Origin of the sequence: Bradyrhizobium sp. (genome assembly GCF_019244115.1) — a bacterium.
In the GTDB taxonomy this organism is placed as follows: Bacteria; Pseudomonadota; Alphaproteobacteria; order Rhizobiales; family Xanthobacteraceae; genus Bradyrhizobium.
The window spans coordinates 1-15695 of record NZ_JAFATE010000498.1 but is presented as its reverse complement, the minus strand read 5'-3'; the positions used below and the strand labels follow the sequence as shown (position 1 = coordinate 15695).

At 61.9% G+C, this 15695-nt stretch carries 9 protein-coding genes, 1 tRNA gene and 4 pseudogenes; 6 read left to right on the top strand and 8 right to left on the bottom strand.

What is annotated here, in order from left to right; translation table 11 throughout:
- The 4 genes and pseudogenes from JOZ76_RS21810 to JOZ76_RS21795 all read right to left on the bottom strand — a co-directional run.
- A partial coding sequence (locus JOZ76_RS21810) for a PAS domain S-box protein (RefSeq protein ID WP_291701735.1) occupies positions 1-2112 on the bottom strand: 2112 nt, incomplete at its 3' end.
- A gap of 851 nt (positions 2113-2963) precedes the next feature.
- Positions 2964-3086, bottom strand: a complete 123-nt coding sequence (locus JOZ76_RS21805) for a hypothetical protein (RefSeq protein WP_291701733.1) — start codon at positions 3084-3086, stop codon at positions 2964-2966.
- A gap of 151 nt (positions 3087-3237) precedes the next feature.
- Positions 3238-3480, bottom strand: a pseudogene (locus tag JOZ76_RS21800) (transposase); the annotation flags it as partial.
- A gap of 323 nt (positions 3481-3803) precedes the next feature.
- Positions 3804-5015: an ABC transporter substrate-binding protein gene (locus JOZ76_RS21795; protein WP_291701731.1), complete on the bottom strand. Its 1212-nt coding sequence runs from the start codon at positions 5013-5015 to the stop codon at positions 3804-3806.
- A gap of 552 nt (positions 5016-5567) precedes the next feature.
- Between JOZ76_RS21795 and JOZ76_RS21790 the strand changes: the two are divergent.
- Positions 5568-5753 (top strand): annotated as a pseudogene (locus JOZ76_RS21790) (phage integrase N-terminal SAM-like domain-containing protein); the annotation flags it as partial.
- A gap of 57 nt (positions 5754-5810) precedes the next feature.
- Here the strand turns inward: JOZ76_RS21790 and JOZ76_RS21785 are convergent.
- Positions 5811-6422: pseudogene (locus JOZ76_RS21785) on the bottom strand (IS91 family transposase); the annotation flags it as partial.
- A gap of 127 nt (positions 6423-6549) precedes the next feature.
- Positions 6550-7356, bottom strand: a complete 807-nt coding sequence (locus JOZ76_RS21780) for a class I SAM-dependent methyltransferase (RefSeq protein WP_291701729.1) — start codon at positions 7354-7356, stop codon at positions 6550-6552.
- Between the two features lie 451 nt (positions 7357-7807).
- On the opposite strand from JOZ76_RS21780, the gene JOZ76_RS21775 reads away from it, so the two are divergent.
- Complete coding sequence (locus JOZ76_RS21775; protein ID WP_291701727.1) at positions 7808-9163, top strand: alpha/beta fold hydrolase; 1356 nt, start codon at positions 7808-7810, stop codon at positions 9161-9163.
- Positions 9164-9976: 813 nt separating this feature from the next.
- Positions 9977-11008, top strand: a pseudogene (locus tag JOZ76_RS38315) (recombinase family protein); the annotation flags it as partial.
- A gap of 564 nt (positions 11009-11572) precedes the next feature.
- Here the strand turns inward: JOZ76_RS38315 and JOZ76_RS21765 are convergent.
- Together JOZ76_RS21765 and JOZ76_RS21760 are read right to left on the bottom strand one after the other, a co-directional pair.
- A tRNA-Arg gene (locus JOZ76_RS21765) sits at positions 11573-11649 on the bottom strand.
- A gap of 241 nt (positions 11650-11890) precedes the next feature.
- The gene (locus JOZ76_RS21760) at positions 11891-12922 is read right to left on the bottom strand and encodes a LacI family DNA-binding transcriptional regulator (protein ID WP_291701725.1); all 1032 of its coding nucleotides are present in this window, start codon (positions 12920-12922) and stop codon (positions 11891-11893) included.
- Positions 12923-13092: 170 nt separating this feature from the next.
- Here JOZ76_RS21760 and JOZ76_RS21755 point away from each other — a divergent pair, with 170 nt between their 5' ends.
- From JOZ76_RS21755 to JOZ76_RS21745, 3 genes are all read left to right on the top strand, one after another.
- The gene (locus tag JOZ76_RS21755; protein WP_291701723.1) at positions 13093-14115 is read left to right on the top strand and encodes a Gfo/Idh/MocA family protein; all 1023 of its coding nucleotides are present in this window, start codon (positions 13093-13095) and stop codon (positions 14113-14115) included.
- A 13-nt stretch (positions 14116-14128) separates the two neighbouring features.
- Positions 14129-15034 (top strand): sugar phosphate isomerase/epimerase family protein, encoded by a 906-nt coding sequence (locus JOZ76_RS21750; RefSeq protein WP_291701721.1) that lies wholly within the window; start codon positions 14129-14131, stop codon positions 15032-15034.
- A gap of 98 nt (positions 15035-15132) precedes the next feature.
- On the top strand, positions 15133-15695 hold a 563-nt coding region (locus tag JOZ76_RS21745), incomplete at its 3' end, for a substrate-binding domain-containing protein (RefSeq protein ID WP_291701719.1).

Below are 15695 nucleotides of genomic sequence, written 5' to 3'. Positions count from 1 at the left end.
GACGCTATGGGCAGCTCTTTCAATGTCGCAGAGCAAATCTGGACCTGACTCCTCGCCTTCAAAACTATTCAGGATTTCGGCTTTGAGCCCAAGGAGTAAGTTGACGACGCTGCGATCTCCCATTTTGCGACGGAGATCGGCAAGTCGGGCATGGTCCAGAATAGCTGCCTTCACGCGCCTTACTGACGCACCTAGGGCCGACGGCGCATGCGTCCCCTGCATTTGCTCGCCGGCCAGGCGGTCCATAGTCGCATAGAGCGCCTCCCAGTCGACTGGCTTGGTGATGTATGCGTTCATGCCTGCGGAAAGGCAACGGCCTGCCTCCACGGGGAATGCGCTGGCGGTCAACGCGATGATGGGGACGTCGGCCATTTCGGAGCGTAATCTCCGTATGGCGCGCGTTGCATTGAGGCCGTCCATAACGGGCATTTGTACGTCCATCAAAACGAGGTTGAAGGACGCCTTCGTCACCGCCTCGATTGCGGCGCGGCCATCATCGACGCTAGTGACATCGTGCCCGGCGTGCCGCAGTACGGCGGCTATCAGCTCACGACTCGTGACATTGTCCTCCGCCAACAAGATCCGGTAGTTCGCGGGGGAGCGGATAACCAGCTCCGGAATACCCGTAACCGGCATCTCTGCATCCAACAATCGCAGCGAAAAGAAGAATGTCGCCCCTCTACCGGGTTGGCTTCGAACTTCGAGCGTGCCACCCATAATTTCCACCAGCCCCTTCGAGATGGCTAAGCCAAGACCGGTGCCGCCGTATCTCCGGGTTGAGGAGCTGTCAACCTGAGTGAAGCGTTCAAAAATCCATTCGTTGCGGGAAGTGTCAATGCCAATTCCGGTGTCAGAAACTAAGAATCGAATGGTGTCGAGAGCCTGTCCGTCAGGCTCGACGCATAGCTTGATGCTCCCCGCTTCCGTGAATTTCACGCTATTCGACAGCAAGTTCAACAAAACCTGCCGCAGCCGCGTCTCGTCACCCCGCACATGATGTGGCACCCTCGGATCAAGCTCGGCCGACAACTCCAGGGATTTGTCCGCCGCCTGCCGAGACATTAGGTCGACGCACCCTCCGATGAGATCATGTATGTGGAATGGCTTTACCGCGATCGCAACTTGGCCGGCCTCTATCTTCGACAGGTCAAGTATATCGTTGATGATGTTGAGCAGGTTTCTGCCCGCGTTTCGCTGCAGTTCAAGAAAGTGCCGTTGCTTGTTGGCTTCACGGCTCATCCGCGTTTCGCCAAGTAGCATCTCTGAAATGCCGATTATCGCAGTGAGCGGCGTGCGCAGCTCGTGACTTATGTTTGCGAGAAAGTCGCTTTTGGCCTTTGCGGCCTGCTCGGCTTGCTCACGAGCAGCCGCCTCCGCCGCCTTGCGCCATGATATATCTCTGAGCGCGCCAAGAATTCCACTTGGCTTGCCGGTGTTGGCATCGCGCATCAAGCGCAGCTCCGCCTCTACCCATACCCATCCACCATCGCGATGTTGGATCCTGTTGGTGACCGACGCCCGATCTTGGCCGTTGATCACGGCCTGGTAAGTCGACTGCACCAAGTCCACCTCCTCCGGATGGATCATCATGATTGGCTGCCGGCCAAGCAGCTCCTCCGGCGCGAAGCCGATAATTTCCCTGGAGGCGGGGGACACGTATCGTCGGGTGAGGCTGAGGTCGAGTTCGAAAATCATGTCGATTGAATTGTCGACAAGGAAGCGATAGCGCGCCTCCCTTTCGGCAAGCTCTTGTCGAGCCTGTTTAAGTGCCGTCACGTCGGTCATTACGGCGAGCGATACGGGGCCCGTGGGCAAATCGTCGAGCACGCCAGAAAGTAAAACGTCAACGACGGTACCGTCCTTGCGCACCATTTGATACTGCACGTTCTCGCAGCAGCCGGTGCGGAAGAACTCGGGGAGCACGACACGCAAAGCATGTTCCCGCGATTCTGCGGTGAGGAACTCGGCAGAGGGACGTCCCAACACCTCTTCGCGCGTGTAGCCGAGTTTGGTAAGCCACGCATCGCTTACCGAAATCAACCGGCCTTGCGTGTCAATGGAATGCATCATCGCCGGCGTCGCCGCCAAGCGCCGCTCAAGCTCGACGCGCATGCACGAACCAAAATCACCGGTCTCGGCTGGGGGCGGTGCGGCTGTCGTGGGTGCCTGCACCTTACCCCGATCCTGGCAACGGTTGTGTCGTGTCAACGCTTCGCCCCCTGTTCAAACCTCGTCCAGCCTCGGCTGCCTGCTCACTTCTGCCAATCCTGACCCACATTAGGCTACCTCAAGGCCCATCAGGACCCATCCATGACGATTCTGTATGCAGGATTCGGAGCACTCCGTCGACCGAGCTGATATCTTCAGGCCTTACAATTGCGCGAGACCTTCAACGATCGGACTCCCGTACGACTACGGACGCTGGGCGTCGTTCTAGACCAGCTTTCGTGTTGCGGACTGGCGAACGTCGGGCCGCTTGGAAGCGGATGATTGACCAACCGGTTTCCTGGCAAGAAAGGCCCGACCACTTAGCGTTCCCTTGCGCTTGAGAAACGATATGCGCGAACCGAAACGGTTTTGGCGTGCCGCGTTAATTTAACTTCTTCGTTGCAAATGGACGGCCCGCTCCTTCTCTGGATGCATTGGAGGGCTGTACGCCGCTGGAGCAGCTCCATTGCCCCCTCGATTCGTTGATTCCCCAACACTCGCCCCGGCGGTTGAGCCGAAGACGGCGATCGAGTTATAAGAGAGTGGTTGCGACGACAGGCTTTAAATCTACTCCGTCAGCAACTCGTGGGTTTCGGTCAAAACCTACCCCGGTTTTCACCGAGACTGACAATCGGAAAGATGCGATGTCGGTCGCGGGTGTGAAGGGGCCGATCGCTTAAAGGCCTTCTGTGAAACGGGAGCTATTCCCTTGAACCGCTGCCGGTAGGTCTGCCGAGGCAGTGATGGACGCTCGCTTAGTCTTCCAGCTCGTTAATCGCAGCGGCGAGATCAATGGCGTCTGGCAACGGAGAACGCACAGCCTCAAGGATCGCCAGTCGCTCTTCATCGAGAACTCGGCATTGCTTCTCCAGCTTCATGACTGCGCCCGGAACGCCACGAGTGTGTCCACGCTGCTGGAAGTTCGGGCGCAACAGTCAGCCCAGTCCTCCATCATCCGCTTGCGCAGGTCGAAGAAGATCGGGCGCCGATAGGCCGCGACCACTTCGTCGCTGACCTTGTGCGCGAGCGCACGATCATATGGATGTGCGGCTGATGCGTCATTGCCGAGCCCCAGGTGTGCAGCACCGCGGTGATGCCGATGCGCGCACCGAGATGCTTGCGATCTGCGGCGATGGTGAGCATCGTCTCCGCCGCAGCCTTGAACAGCAGGTCGTAGATCACCGCCTTGTTGTGGTAGGCGATGTCGCCGATCGCCGACGGCAGCGTGAAGACGACATGGAAATAGGCGAGCGGCAGCAGTTCGGCCTCCCGCGCCGCCATCTTGGCGCTTTTTGGACGCCGGTCAGCTCAGCAAGCGGTGGGTCTCGTCGTGCCGGCATCCAAAAACCTGCACAGAAGCGGTCATCCCCGAGCCGCTGGGTCGAGCCGGTCCTTCCAGGGCACCGGAGCGAAGCGCAAGGCAAACCCGGAATCCATTCCCTCGACTGGGCGCCGCCTTCGAGGCCCGCACGCGCGGCCACCCCAGGACGACGGCGCAACGACACTGAAGCTTCGTCGGCTCGCCCTATTGACGTAATTGGTGAGAGCGAACGTCCGACCGGCGTGCGGGCCCTCGACGCATCGCCGCCGCCCACTCAGCCGTGCTTCACCATCGGGCACTCGCTCTTGCTCAGCGGGCGCGCCGCGTCCTCGGCTGGTACCGTTGCGAGCAGCTTGAGATAATCGAAGTGATATTTGGATTCCGAGGGCTTCTTCACCTGCAGCAGATAATACGGCCGCATCACACGCCCGTCCTCGCGTACCGTGCCCCTGGTGTAGAAGTCATCGATCGGAAGTTCCTTCATCTTCGCAACAACCTTGTCGGCGTCGGTCGTGCCGGCTGCCGCCACCGCCTTGAGGTAGTGCAATGTCGCGCCGTAGGTCCCGGCATGGATCATGCTAGGCGGCTTCCCGTTGTTGCGGACGAGGAAGCGTTTGGTCCAGGTGCGGGTCGCATCGTCGAGGTCCCAGAAGAATGTCTCGGCCGCAGTCAGGCCCTGCGCCGCTTCGAGGCCAAGCGCGTGGGTGTCAGGAAACTGCAGCAGCAGCGCAGCGACGCGTTGGTCGCCGCTGCGGCTCAGGCCGAATTCCGCGGCCTGTTTGATCGCGTTAATGGTGTCACCGCCGGCGTTCGAGAGAGCGACGATCTTCGCCTTCGAAGCTTGCGCCTGCAGCAGATAGGACGAGAAGTCAGCGGTATTAAGCGGATGCCGCACGGACCCCACCACCTTGCCGCCGGCGGCCACGACGAACGCCGAAGTATCGCGCTCGAGGGCATGCCCGAATGCGTAGTCGGCGGTGATGAAAAACCAGGTATCACCACCCTGCTTCACCAACGCCTGGCCGATCGTCGCCGCAAGGCCGTAGGTGTCGAAGCTCCAGTGCACGCCGTGCGGCGAACAAGACTTTCCCGTGAGATCCGAGGTGGCGGCGCCGGTGTTGATGTCGATGGCGTTGTGCGTGCGCGTCACCTCGCGCACGGCGAGCCCGACAGCCGAGTTGGGAATGTCGAGGATGACGTTGACGCCCTCGGTCTCGATCCATTGCCGCGCGATGTTGGCGCCGATGTCGGGCTTGTTCTGGTGGTCGGCGAAAATGATTTCGATCGGTCGGTCCAGTACGTTGCCGCCGTAATCCTCGACCGCCATGCGTGCGGCGTGGACCGAGCCCATGCCAGTCAGATCCGCGTACAGTCCCGTCTGGTCGTTGAGAACACCGAGCCTCACCGCTTGCTGAGCGACCGCGGCGGCGGGCAGCCCCGCTCCCCACACCATGAGTGCGAGCGCGGCGATAATGTTGCGACGCATGAAAATCCTCCCTTGGTGTAGCGACCGCTAAGTGCCAGTCTCCTTGGCGCGATCGTACAGGGGAAGAGCATCACTGCAAAGCAGGCACGGTCTTTTGCTCCTACGCTCAGTGTAGACGCAGAAACGTCGTCTGACCACAACAGCATGCCGCGCACGCGGCGGAGACGGCCGTGCTGGGAAAAGCCGCCGACGCTGCCGTCAGACCCCCGACAGGTGGCGTGTCGGGCGCGTTTGTCTTTCTGGTCGAGGCTAGCGGCCGGCGGTTCGGACGCTGGTGGCTTGATCGCGAAGGTCGGCTTCGGAATCAAGAGCGCCGGTCGCGACCGGTTCGCCAGATGTCTGGTTATCCCTTAACAGCGGCGGAATACCAGGCGTTCCCCAACCGCCGCTTGGGGCCAAAGAACGAACCCGCTCGCGCGGGAGAAGGCGGCACGAGACTGGCGGCGTGCTTTGAGGGTGGTAACCACGTTGATTGAGCACGGATGACGAAGCGGGTGCTCCGTCTTGAGGATCGAGGGGTTCCAGCACTCCAACCTCAAGACAGGAGCCCCAATGAGCGAGAAGCCCATCAGCCCGCTGCGCCAACGCATGCTCGACGACATGAGCTTGCGTCGGTTCACGCCCGATACGCAACGCGACTACATCCGAGCTGTCAAGAAGCTGACGGCCTTCCTGGGCCGGTCCCCCGATACTGCGACGGCCGAAGAGTTGCGTGCGTTCCAGCTGCATCTGACCGAGACCGGCGTTCAGCCGCCAACCATCAATACGACCGTGACGGTGCTGCGGTTCTTCTTCAACCCGATGGGTGTAACGAGAGAGATAGCGCAGCACCTGCTCGGGGCCTGCGAACGGCGCCTTGCAATAGACCACCCACTTGATGCGCCGCAGCGGGGCGATGAAGCGCTTGAACGTTCTCTTGTCGGCAAGCCTGGCATGGGTGTTGAAGAACGTCAGCTGGTTGGTGTCGTGCGCCTCCATGAGCATCGCCAGCATCTTGCCGCGGAACAGACGCGCCAGCACGTTGACGTGGACGAGGAAGTCGGCGCGTGCGGCGACCCATCGTGCGCTGTCGAGCGAGAGCCCGCCACCCGGCACGATCATGTGCACGTGCGGATGATGGGTGAGCGCCGAGCCCCAGGTGTGCAACACGGCCGTGACACCGATCCGTGCGCCGAGGCGCTTGGGATCAGCGGCGATGGTGAGCGTCGTCTCGGCCGCCGCCTTCATCAGCAGGTCATAGACCACGCGCTTGTTCTGGTAGGCGATGTCGCGCAGCTCGCTCGGCAGCGTGTACACAACGTGGAAGTATGGCACCGGCAACAGCTCCGCTTCGCGGTCGGCCAGCCATTGGCGTGATGCCGCACCCTGGCACTTCGGGCAATGGCGGTTGCGGCAGGTAGGGATTGCCTGTGGATGGTGGCACTGAGCGCTTGCGGCTTTGAGATCGATGACAAGTTCGAATGTCGCGGGCGTCTGTACCGCAAGTCTGGCGACCGCGCTCTTTTGAGCGCGTACTACCCGATCGGTCTCGCCGTCAGTTCGGCACCATCCCTCGCACCGCGCGGAACATCATGGGGAAGGACCGTGGCCCGTCCGGCCGGCCAAGCAGATATCCGCCACGAACATGCTCCTGCACTGTTCTCTGCACGTCGTCCGAGAGAGCCATCAGATACCTAGAGACGATGCCCTGACCGCTCGTAAACGTTGCCCAATAATCGGCGAATGACGGATACTCGCAATCTACGACGACAGGAATCTCCGCAACATCTACTAGGCCCATCTTCCGCCACAGCGCCGCCTGCCCATCCGGCCAGAATTGCTGACGGCCCGCCCGAGCGTCTCGCACTTCGCGGATGCTGGCATCGAGAACGGCCGCTGTGTTGATCACGAGGTCGAACGCGGTCATGCCACCGAGGAACTGATGCACGGCCGAGGCTACAATGCCGCCGGTGCGCGTGACGCGGTTCATCTCGGAAACCACTTGCTCGATCTCTGGGAGCACATCCAGTGCGAGCGTCGAAACGGCTGCATCGAAGGAGTTGTCGGTGAACTGCATCCGGCGAATGTCGCCATCCTGGTAAGTGATATTGGCGTGAGTCCTATGACTACGCGCGCCGGCCAGGTATCCTGCTGAGGCATCAACGCCGATAACACTCGCACCTGCTTCCGCCAGGGCTTTCGACAACACGCCGGTCCCGCAAGCGACGTCGAGCACACGCGCGCCCGGGGCTATACCGGTGAAGTCGATGAATATCGGAGCGAGGAGCTCACTCCAGCGACCCATGAATGCCTGATAGGCGTCGGCATCACTCCAGGCATACTGGGTGTTCGGTTCGGGCATGACTTTTCCCCTTTTGGCCGAGACGTAACATCGCGCGCATGGCCCTATGCATTAGAGCCTAGTGCAAGTGCGGGGATCGGTAAATTGCGGGGTCATCGGCTGAGGGCTCAGGCCCGCGAGGCCCATGTCTGGAAGGGGTCATTTTCGACCGACTCTGCGGGCTTCGCCTGTCGTTTGATGTCTGCCTTTCCCCGAAAGCGACCTGCTTACTGCGTGGCAACGAAAGGATGCGACGGGCCAGAAGGGAGACACGAACCGCTCACTTTGCGCTCGCTGGCCGTTCCTGAAAGCGCTATGCTACTTCAATCGTCCGCGCGATTGCTCGGGCACCAGAAGCGGGCGAGTTGCCCCCTTACCAATGTTTGGTGCTCTACTTATCACGGCGGTGCAAATCCTGGTCATCCTGAGAATGCTTTGCGTTCCCCGGGGGACGCCTGTTGGAGGATGCATCATGGAGCGCAGGCTTGCAGCGATTGTGGCTGCGGATGTGGCCGGCTACAGCCGTCTCATGGGCATTGATGAGGAAGGCACGCTCGCTCAATTGAAGGGGCATCGGCAAGCGCTGGTCGATCCCAAAATCGAAGAACATCGAGGCCGTATCGTCAAGACGACCGGGGACGGCATGTTGGTCGAGTTCGCGTCCGTAGTTGACGCGGTACGATGTGCCGTGGAAGTGCAACGCGGCATGAGCGAGCGGAACGCTAGGTTAAGTGTCGATAGGCGGATCGAATTTCGGGTTGGCATAAACCTCGGCGACATCATCATTGACGATGACGATATTTACGGCGATGGCGTGAACATCGCCGCACGGCTTGAGGGTATCGCCGAACCGGGCGGAATTTTCATTTCGCGCCAAGCGCGCGATCACTTGCTCGAAAAACTATCGTTTACCTGCGAGAAGCTGGGGCTTCGGAACCTCAAGAACATCGCGAAGCCCGTCGAAGTCTATTCGGTCAACTTCGGTTCCGTTAGCATGACGCAGGAGATTAAATACTGCCGAGCGCGCGATGGGGTGCGCCTTGCCTATGCAACCGTGGGGCAGGGTTCACCTCTAGTCAAGACGGCGAACTGGCTGAACCACCTTGAATACGACTGGGAGAGCCCGATCTGGCATCATTTGCTCGAGGGATTGGCGAGAAATCACACCCTGGTTCGATACGACGCACGAGGCAACGGGCTTTCAGATTGGGATGTCGATGAGCTTTCCCTCGAAGCATGGGTCAGTGATTTAGAAACCGTGGTCGATACCATTGGGATGGAGCGCTTTCCGCTTCTTGGCGTCTCCCAAGGTTGCGCCATTTCCGTTGCTTATGCCGCGCGGCATCCGGAGCGCCTTTCTCACCTGATCCTGTATGGTGGCTTTGCGCTGGGGGGCCACAAGCGATCACCAGCGGAGCAAGAGAAGCGAAAGGCGATGGGAACTTTGATGCGGCTCGGTTGGGGGATGGATGATCCGGCATTCCGGCAAATGTTCACTTCGCAGTTCATTCCCGAGGCTACTAAGGAACAGGCTGATTGGTTCAACGACCTTCAACGGAAGACTACATCACCTGAAATCGCGGCTCGCTACCTTGATGTCGTGGGAAATTTCGATGTGCGCGAGTTGCTCCCGCGAGTGCAGGTGCCAACGCTCGTCATGCATGTGCGTGACGATCTTATAGCCCCGATCGATGCGGGTCGTAAAATGGCGGCCGGTATCCCCGGTGCTCATTTCATAGCGCTTCCCGGGCGAAATCACCTCTTTCTGAAGCAGGAACCCGCCGCTGCTCGGTTTTTCGAAGAGATCAATCTGTTTTTGAGTAAGTGATCAGGGCGCAAGAGATGTCCGGATTGGGTCATTCGCGTCGAGATTGCCGCGTCCGCTCACTGGTCCGCTATCGACGATACCCGACACTACCGACCGAGAGCTGCGTGCTCGGGGCGAGCTCGGCCGGTTCGTCGGCAGCCGGTCAAGGCCGCAAGCCGGCGAGCCGGTCGCGAGAAACGCGAGCCTTGACGGGCTGGTGCTGAGCCGGCGGCTTTGCCGCCAAGCGATCATGGCTACTCGCTTAGCGCGAGCGCATCTGTGCTGGTGTCGAAGGGAGCGACCAGGATCAGTGTGGAAATTTGCCGCTGAGTCATCTTGGGTACCGCAAGGTGTTCTAAAGCTTTGTAACGTCGGCGCATCGGTGAGAACGGCAGGGTTGTGCCGGTATCTCGCAATGTTTGCCGCGTCATTGGAATTTGCTCGTGCCTCCGACACCAACCGACCGCACGCACCTTGCGTGCTTTATCCTGCCTTGAGCGGCGGGCCTCTTTCGCAGCATCCCAGCGTAACGTGGCGTAGACATCGGCCGTTCTGTGGATTGGCCTGGCTTGCCACAGTAGCGCCATGGCCCCCGCTCACAAATCGCGGCTACGGAGTCCGCCGACCCGCGCGCCACTTGACGATCTCTATGACTACGCGCGTGCGCCCGCGCGTCGTGGCCGACGACGAGCGAAGCGCGTTTCGATAACATGGGCCGTGACGGACGATTGGCCGAAGGACGTGCCCGTGACCGAAACCGAGATCGATGTCTTCGAAGCCTGGTTCGGTGATCTGTTCGACGAGTTGTTTGGCAAAAGCTGAGAGGACATCACCATGGCTGCAACGGCTCGGGCGGCGCTGTACCTGCGAGTCTCGACGGGACGGCAGGCCGAGAGCGATCTCTCCATCCCGGATCAGCGCCGCCTGGCGAAGGGTTACTGCGCGTCGCGCGGGTGGGAGATTGTCGCCGACTATGTCGAGCCAGGCGCGTCCGCAACCGACGATCGGCGGCCGGAGTTCCAGCGCATGGTTGACGCGGCGACGGTCAAACCGCCGGCGTTCGACGTGATCCTGGTCCACAGCTTCAGCCGCTTCTTCCGCGACCAATTTCAGCTCGAGTTCTATGTCCGCCGGCTTGCCAAGAACGGCGTGCGGCTGGTGTCGATCACCCAGGAGCTCGGCGGCGATCCAATGAGCAACATGATCCGCCAAATCACGGCGCTGTTCGACGAATACCAATCCAAGGAGAATGCCAAGCATACGCTGCGGGCGATGAAGGAGAACGCACGGCAAGGCTTCTTGAACGGCGCGCTGCCACCCATTGGCTATCGCATCGTGGAAGCCAGCGAGCAGCACGGCCACCGCACCAAGAAGACACTGGAGATCGATCCCATCCAGGCCGAGACCGTGCGGCTGATCTATCGCCTGGCGCGCGAAGGAAACGGCTCGTCGGGATCGATGGGCGTCAAATCGATTGTCAAGCATCTGAACGAATCCGGCATCCGCACCCGTGACGGCGGGCGCTGGGGCGTCGATGCCGTGCACAAGGTGCTGACGCGAACGACGTATGTCGGCCGTCATCGCTTCAACACCAAATATTGGAAAACGCGCGAGCGCAAACCGGAGGCCGAGATCGTCGAGATGGCGGTGCCGTCGATCATCGAGGCCGCGGAGTTCGAGGCGGTGCAGACGCTGCTCAAGACACGCTGCCCGGCACTGACCGCGCCGCGCATCGTCAGCGGGCCAACCCTCCTTACCGGCATCTGCTTTTGCGCTGCCTGCGGCGGGGCGATGACGCTGAGGACCGGAAAGAGCGGGAGATACAAGTATTACACTTGCTCGACCAAGTCCCGGCAGGGCGAGACCGGTTGCAAGGGCCGCACCGTTCCCATGGAAAAGCTCGACAGCGTGGTGGCCGAGCACATCGAGCTCCGTCTTTTGCAGCCGAAACGTCTCGAGGAAGTCTTATCGGCCGTCCTGCATCGCCGGAAGGAGCGCGCGGAGCGCGGAACCACGCATATTGCCGAATTGCGCAAGCGTGCGGCCGAAGCAGAAGCCAAACTCAAGCGGCTGTACGATGCCATCGAAAACGGGATCGCTGACGTCTCCGATCCGCTACTAAAGGAGCGCGTGACCGAGCTGAAGTCCATCCGCGACCAGGCCCGCGCCGACGCAGAGCGGGCCGAGGGCGCGCTGGATCGGGCTGGGCCGAGCATCCCAAGCGCTCAAAACCTTCGCCAGCCAGGCCCGCAGGCGGATGCGGACCGAGTCGGGCGGCTACCGGCGCGACCATCTCCGCGCCCTGGCCCAGCGCGTCGAGGTGGACGCGAAAGAAGTGCGCATCATGGGGTCGAAAAGCGTGCTCCTGCGCTGGTCGCCGCGTCCAGCGCAAAAACGGCAGGTTTTGGAGTGCCCAGTTTTGTACCGAAGTGGCGCGCCCGACACGATTCGAACGTGTGGCCTCCACCTTCGGAGGGTGGCGCTCTATCCAGCTGAGCTACGGGCGCATCTCTGTGTTGCTTACGCGACGTCCTCGCGAAACTGGCGTGAATGGCACCGACTTCGCAAGTCCTTGTTTTTCTACTCTGTTTCAATCTCCCTCTCAGCACGAATTAGGTTGACACCTGCCTTCGGAGGGCAACGCTCAACACAAGCCAAAGCCCACCGGTGGAGCGCGGCAGGTGCGCCCGGCCGAGGCCTCGGGGCCATAAGCCTCCTTTCGCAAGCCATCTTCGCCGGTGCATGACGTCACCGGGCCGGCGGCTGCGCGCTCTCGCCCGGCTCGATCTGGAGCGGCCAGATCTTGTGCGCATGCCTGATCTGCCGACCGGCGCGCCGCGCCTCAATCAGCGCGATGATCTGGCAGCCCAGCCATTCGCCGAGTTCGGTAAGGGACAGGCGGAATTGCGTCAGCGATGGCCGCAGGAAGTCGCCGTTCGGGCTCTGGTCGAAGCCGATGATGGAAAGGTCGTGGCCCGGAACGACGCCGGCATCGGACAGCCGCTGGTACAGCCCGAGCGTCAACGTGTTCTGAACCAGCGACACCGCCGTCGGCCGATCCCGGAGTGCCAGCAGCCGACCGCCGAGGCTGTAGCCGCCGGCTTCCGTCAGCGGTTCGCGGAAGATCAGGTCGTCGGTGAGCACGATGCCGTGCCGCGCCAGCGACGCCCGGCAGGCCTCGAGGTAGAGATACCCGAAATTGAGCTCGTTCGCCGCGGTCGCGATCGCGATGCGGCGGTGCCCGAGCCGGTAGAGGAGGTCGATGCTCTGCTCGGCGACGCCCTCGAAATCGAGGTCGGTCCAGGTGTGGGCGCGGCGCGTGTCGCTCCGCCCGAACGCGATGAATGGTAGCTTCTTCTCGATCAGGTAGTCGATGCGCGGGTCGGAGCGATTGGTCTGCGAGATGATCAGGCCGTCGACCATGCGCCGCTCGACGATGCGCTGCACATGCGTCTCCGGATCCTGGTCCGCCCCGCAATAGTGGATGACGAGATCGAGCCCGTGGGCGGCGAGAACCGACTGCAATCCGTCGAAGATCGTCATGAAGAAGGCTTCGCCCTTGGTGGTGCGATCCCGGTTCGGGATCACCATGAATCCGATCATGCCTGTTGCACCGCGACGAAGGCTGCGGCCCGACTGGTTCGGCGAATAGCCATACCGCTTCGCGGCATCGAGCACGCGCTGGCGCGTCTTCGCGCTCACGCCGGCGCGGTCATTGAGGGCGCGCGAGATGGTGCCGATGGAGATGTTCAGGCGCCGCGCAATGTCGTGAATGTTCAAGGAGTCGATTCCGTTCCGAACGGTTCCACCCGCTTCATCTTAACGCGATTGACAAGCAGGCCAAGATCAACGACGCTTCTTCGTAAACGTTTACGGGACTGCTTGCCCGCGCGCGGTATGTACGCAGAAGACGTGCAGCGCATCTTGCGGGGTCCCCGGGAGGAAGGCCGATGCTGACCGCCGTCTTGGTCGGATGCGGACGGATGAGCCAGGCCTGGCTCGAGGCCATCCGCAAGCTCGAGGGTCTGCGGCTCGTCGGCCTCGTCGATATCGATGTCGCCCAGGCCGAAAAACGCGCCCAGGAGTATGGCATGACCAATGCGGCGGTCGGCGCCGATCTGGCCGCCATTCTCGCCGCGACGAAGCCCGACATCGTGTTCGACGTCGCCGTTCCGCAGGCACGCCGCCAAGTGGTCGAGACCGCCTTCGCCCATGGCTGCCACGTGCTGACCGAGAAGCCGATGGCCATCGACCGCGACGACGCACAAGCGATCCTTTTGGCGGCCAGCCGCTCTGGCAGGGTGCACGCGGTGGTGCAGAACCGCCGCTACCTGGCTGCCGTGCGCCGCATCAGGCGGTTCCTCGACTCGGGAGCCCTGGGACGGCCGACCAGCATCCATTGCGACTTCTTCCTTGCGCCGCATTTCGGCGGATTTCGCGAGGCGATCGACCATGTGCTGCTCATCGACATGGCGATCCACACCTTCGACGTTGCCCGCTTCGTCATCGACGGCACGCCGAAGACCGTATTCTGCACCGAATGGGAGCCGGTGAACTCGTGGTACAAGAGCGGCTCCTCGGCAATTGCGATCTTCGAGATGGAAGGCGGTACCATTTTCAATTATCGCGGCAGCTGGTGCGCCGCGGGACTGAAGACCAGTTGGGAGTCAAGCTGGCGCATCGTTTGCGAGCGCGGCGCGCTGACCTGGGATGGTTTTGACGGGCTCATGGCCGAGCAGACCACCGGCGAGCGGGACGGGCTGTTCGACCTCACCGAGATGGTCGAGGTGCCGGCGTTGGACCCGAACGACCGGATCGGAGGCCATCTCGGCATCATCGAGGACTTCGTCGATGCCATCCGGACCGGCCGCGAGCCCGAGACGCGGGGCTCCGACAATATCAAGAGCCTGGCGATGGTGTTCGGTGCGATCGAGAGCGCCGGCACAGGGCGCCGGGTCGCGATCGAGATCTGAAGGGAGACATGGAATGCCGAGATCGCTGCACGATATCCGGATCGGCACCATGGTCCGGTGCAACAGCGTCGACACCGCAAGCTATGTTCGTCAGATCCTGCCGCACGGCTTTGAAAGTATTCAGCCGTACTTCTGGCAGACCATCGGCGCGATCGACGTCAAGCGGCTGGCCGCCGAGTTGAAGGAGATCATCGGCGATTCCGGCGTCGTGGTCGGGGCGCTCGGAATGTTCGGTAACCCGCTGGAGGATGGCGATCTCGACCGCCAGACACTCGCGGGCTGGGAAACGCTGATCGACAACGCCCATCTGTTCGGAACCGACATCGTCGCGGGCTTCACGGGTCGGATCCGCGGCAAGCCGCTCACCGAGAGCCTGCCGCGATTCAAGGAGGTCTGGAGCCGGCTTGCCGAGCGCGCCGCCGACCGGGGCGTGCGGATCGCGTTCGAGAACTGCGCCATGGACGGCAACTGGGCACGCGGTGACTGGAACATCGCCCACAATCCCGACGCCTGGGAGTTGATGTTCAACGAGGTGCCCGCCGACAATCTCGGGCTCGAATGGGAGCCGTGCCACCAGCTCGTCTATTTGATCGACCCGCTGCCTCAGATCCGCAAATGGGCCTCCAGGATCTTTCACGTCCACGGCAAGGATGCGACCGTGCGCTGGGACGTGATCCGCGAGCACGGCATCTTCGGGAAAATACCGTTCGTGCAGATGCGAACGCCTGGCTTCGGCGACAGCGACTGGTCGGGTATCATCAGCGAGCTCAGGCTGGCGGGCTTCCGCGGCTCGATCGACATCGAGGGCTGGCACGACCCGGTCTACCGTGAGGAGCTGGAAATGACCGGCCAGGTCCGCGCGCTCAACTTCCTGCGGGACTGCCGAGGAGGAGCGATTTTCGTCGACAACCCGAGCTAAGCTTCCGGCCATCATCCTTTCAGGGCCAGACAAGGACACACCGGTGGCAAGCCGGGGACTGAACGGTAAGCGCTTTGCGTGCGAGGGAGGAGTGAGAGATGACCAGGAAAATGCTATTGACGGCCACGATCGTTGCGATCGCGTATTTGGGCGGCGCATTCGCTGACGCGACGGCCCTGCGCGACAAGTGGTGCAAGGACGTCCACATCCGGTTCTTCGTCGGCGGCGCCGAGGGCGACGCGTTCGGCACCATCGTCTACAACGGCGCCAGGCAGGCGCAGAATGACACCGGCGCGCAGGTCGAATTCGTGTTCTCCGGCTGGAACGTCGAGAAAATGGTGCAGCAGCTCCGCGAGGCCGTGGCCTCGAAGCCCGACGGCATCGCCATGATGGGGCATCCCGGCGACGACTCGATCATGCCGCTCGCCGAGCAGGCCGCCAAGGCCGGGATCCGCATGATGTATCAGAACGTGCCGGTACCCAAGGTCGTGGCGGCCTATGGCGGCGGCTATGTCGGCGCGCAGCAGGAACCGCAGGGCAGGGCACTCGGCGCTCAGGCGGTCAAGCTCGGCGGGCTGAAGGCCGGCGACACCGTGATCATGATCGGCCCGTTCAACAACGAGAACCGGGGCGCGCGCGAGCGCGGCACCGTCAAGGCGTT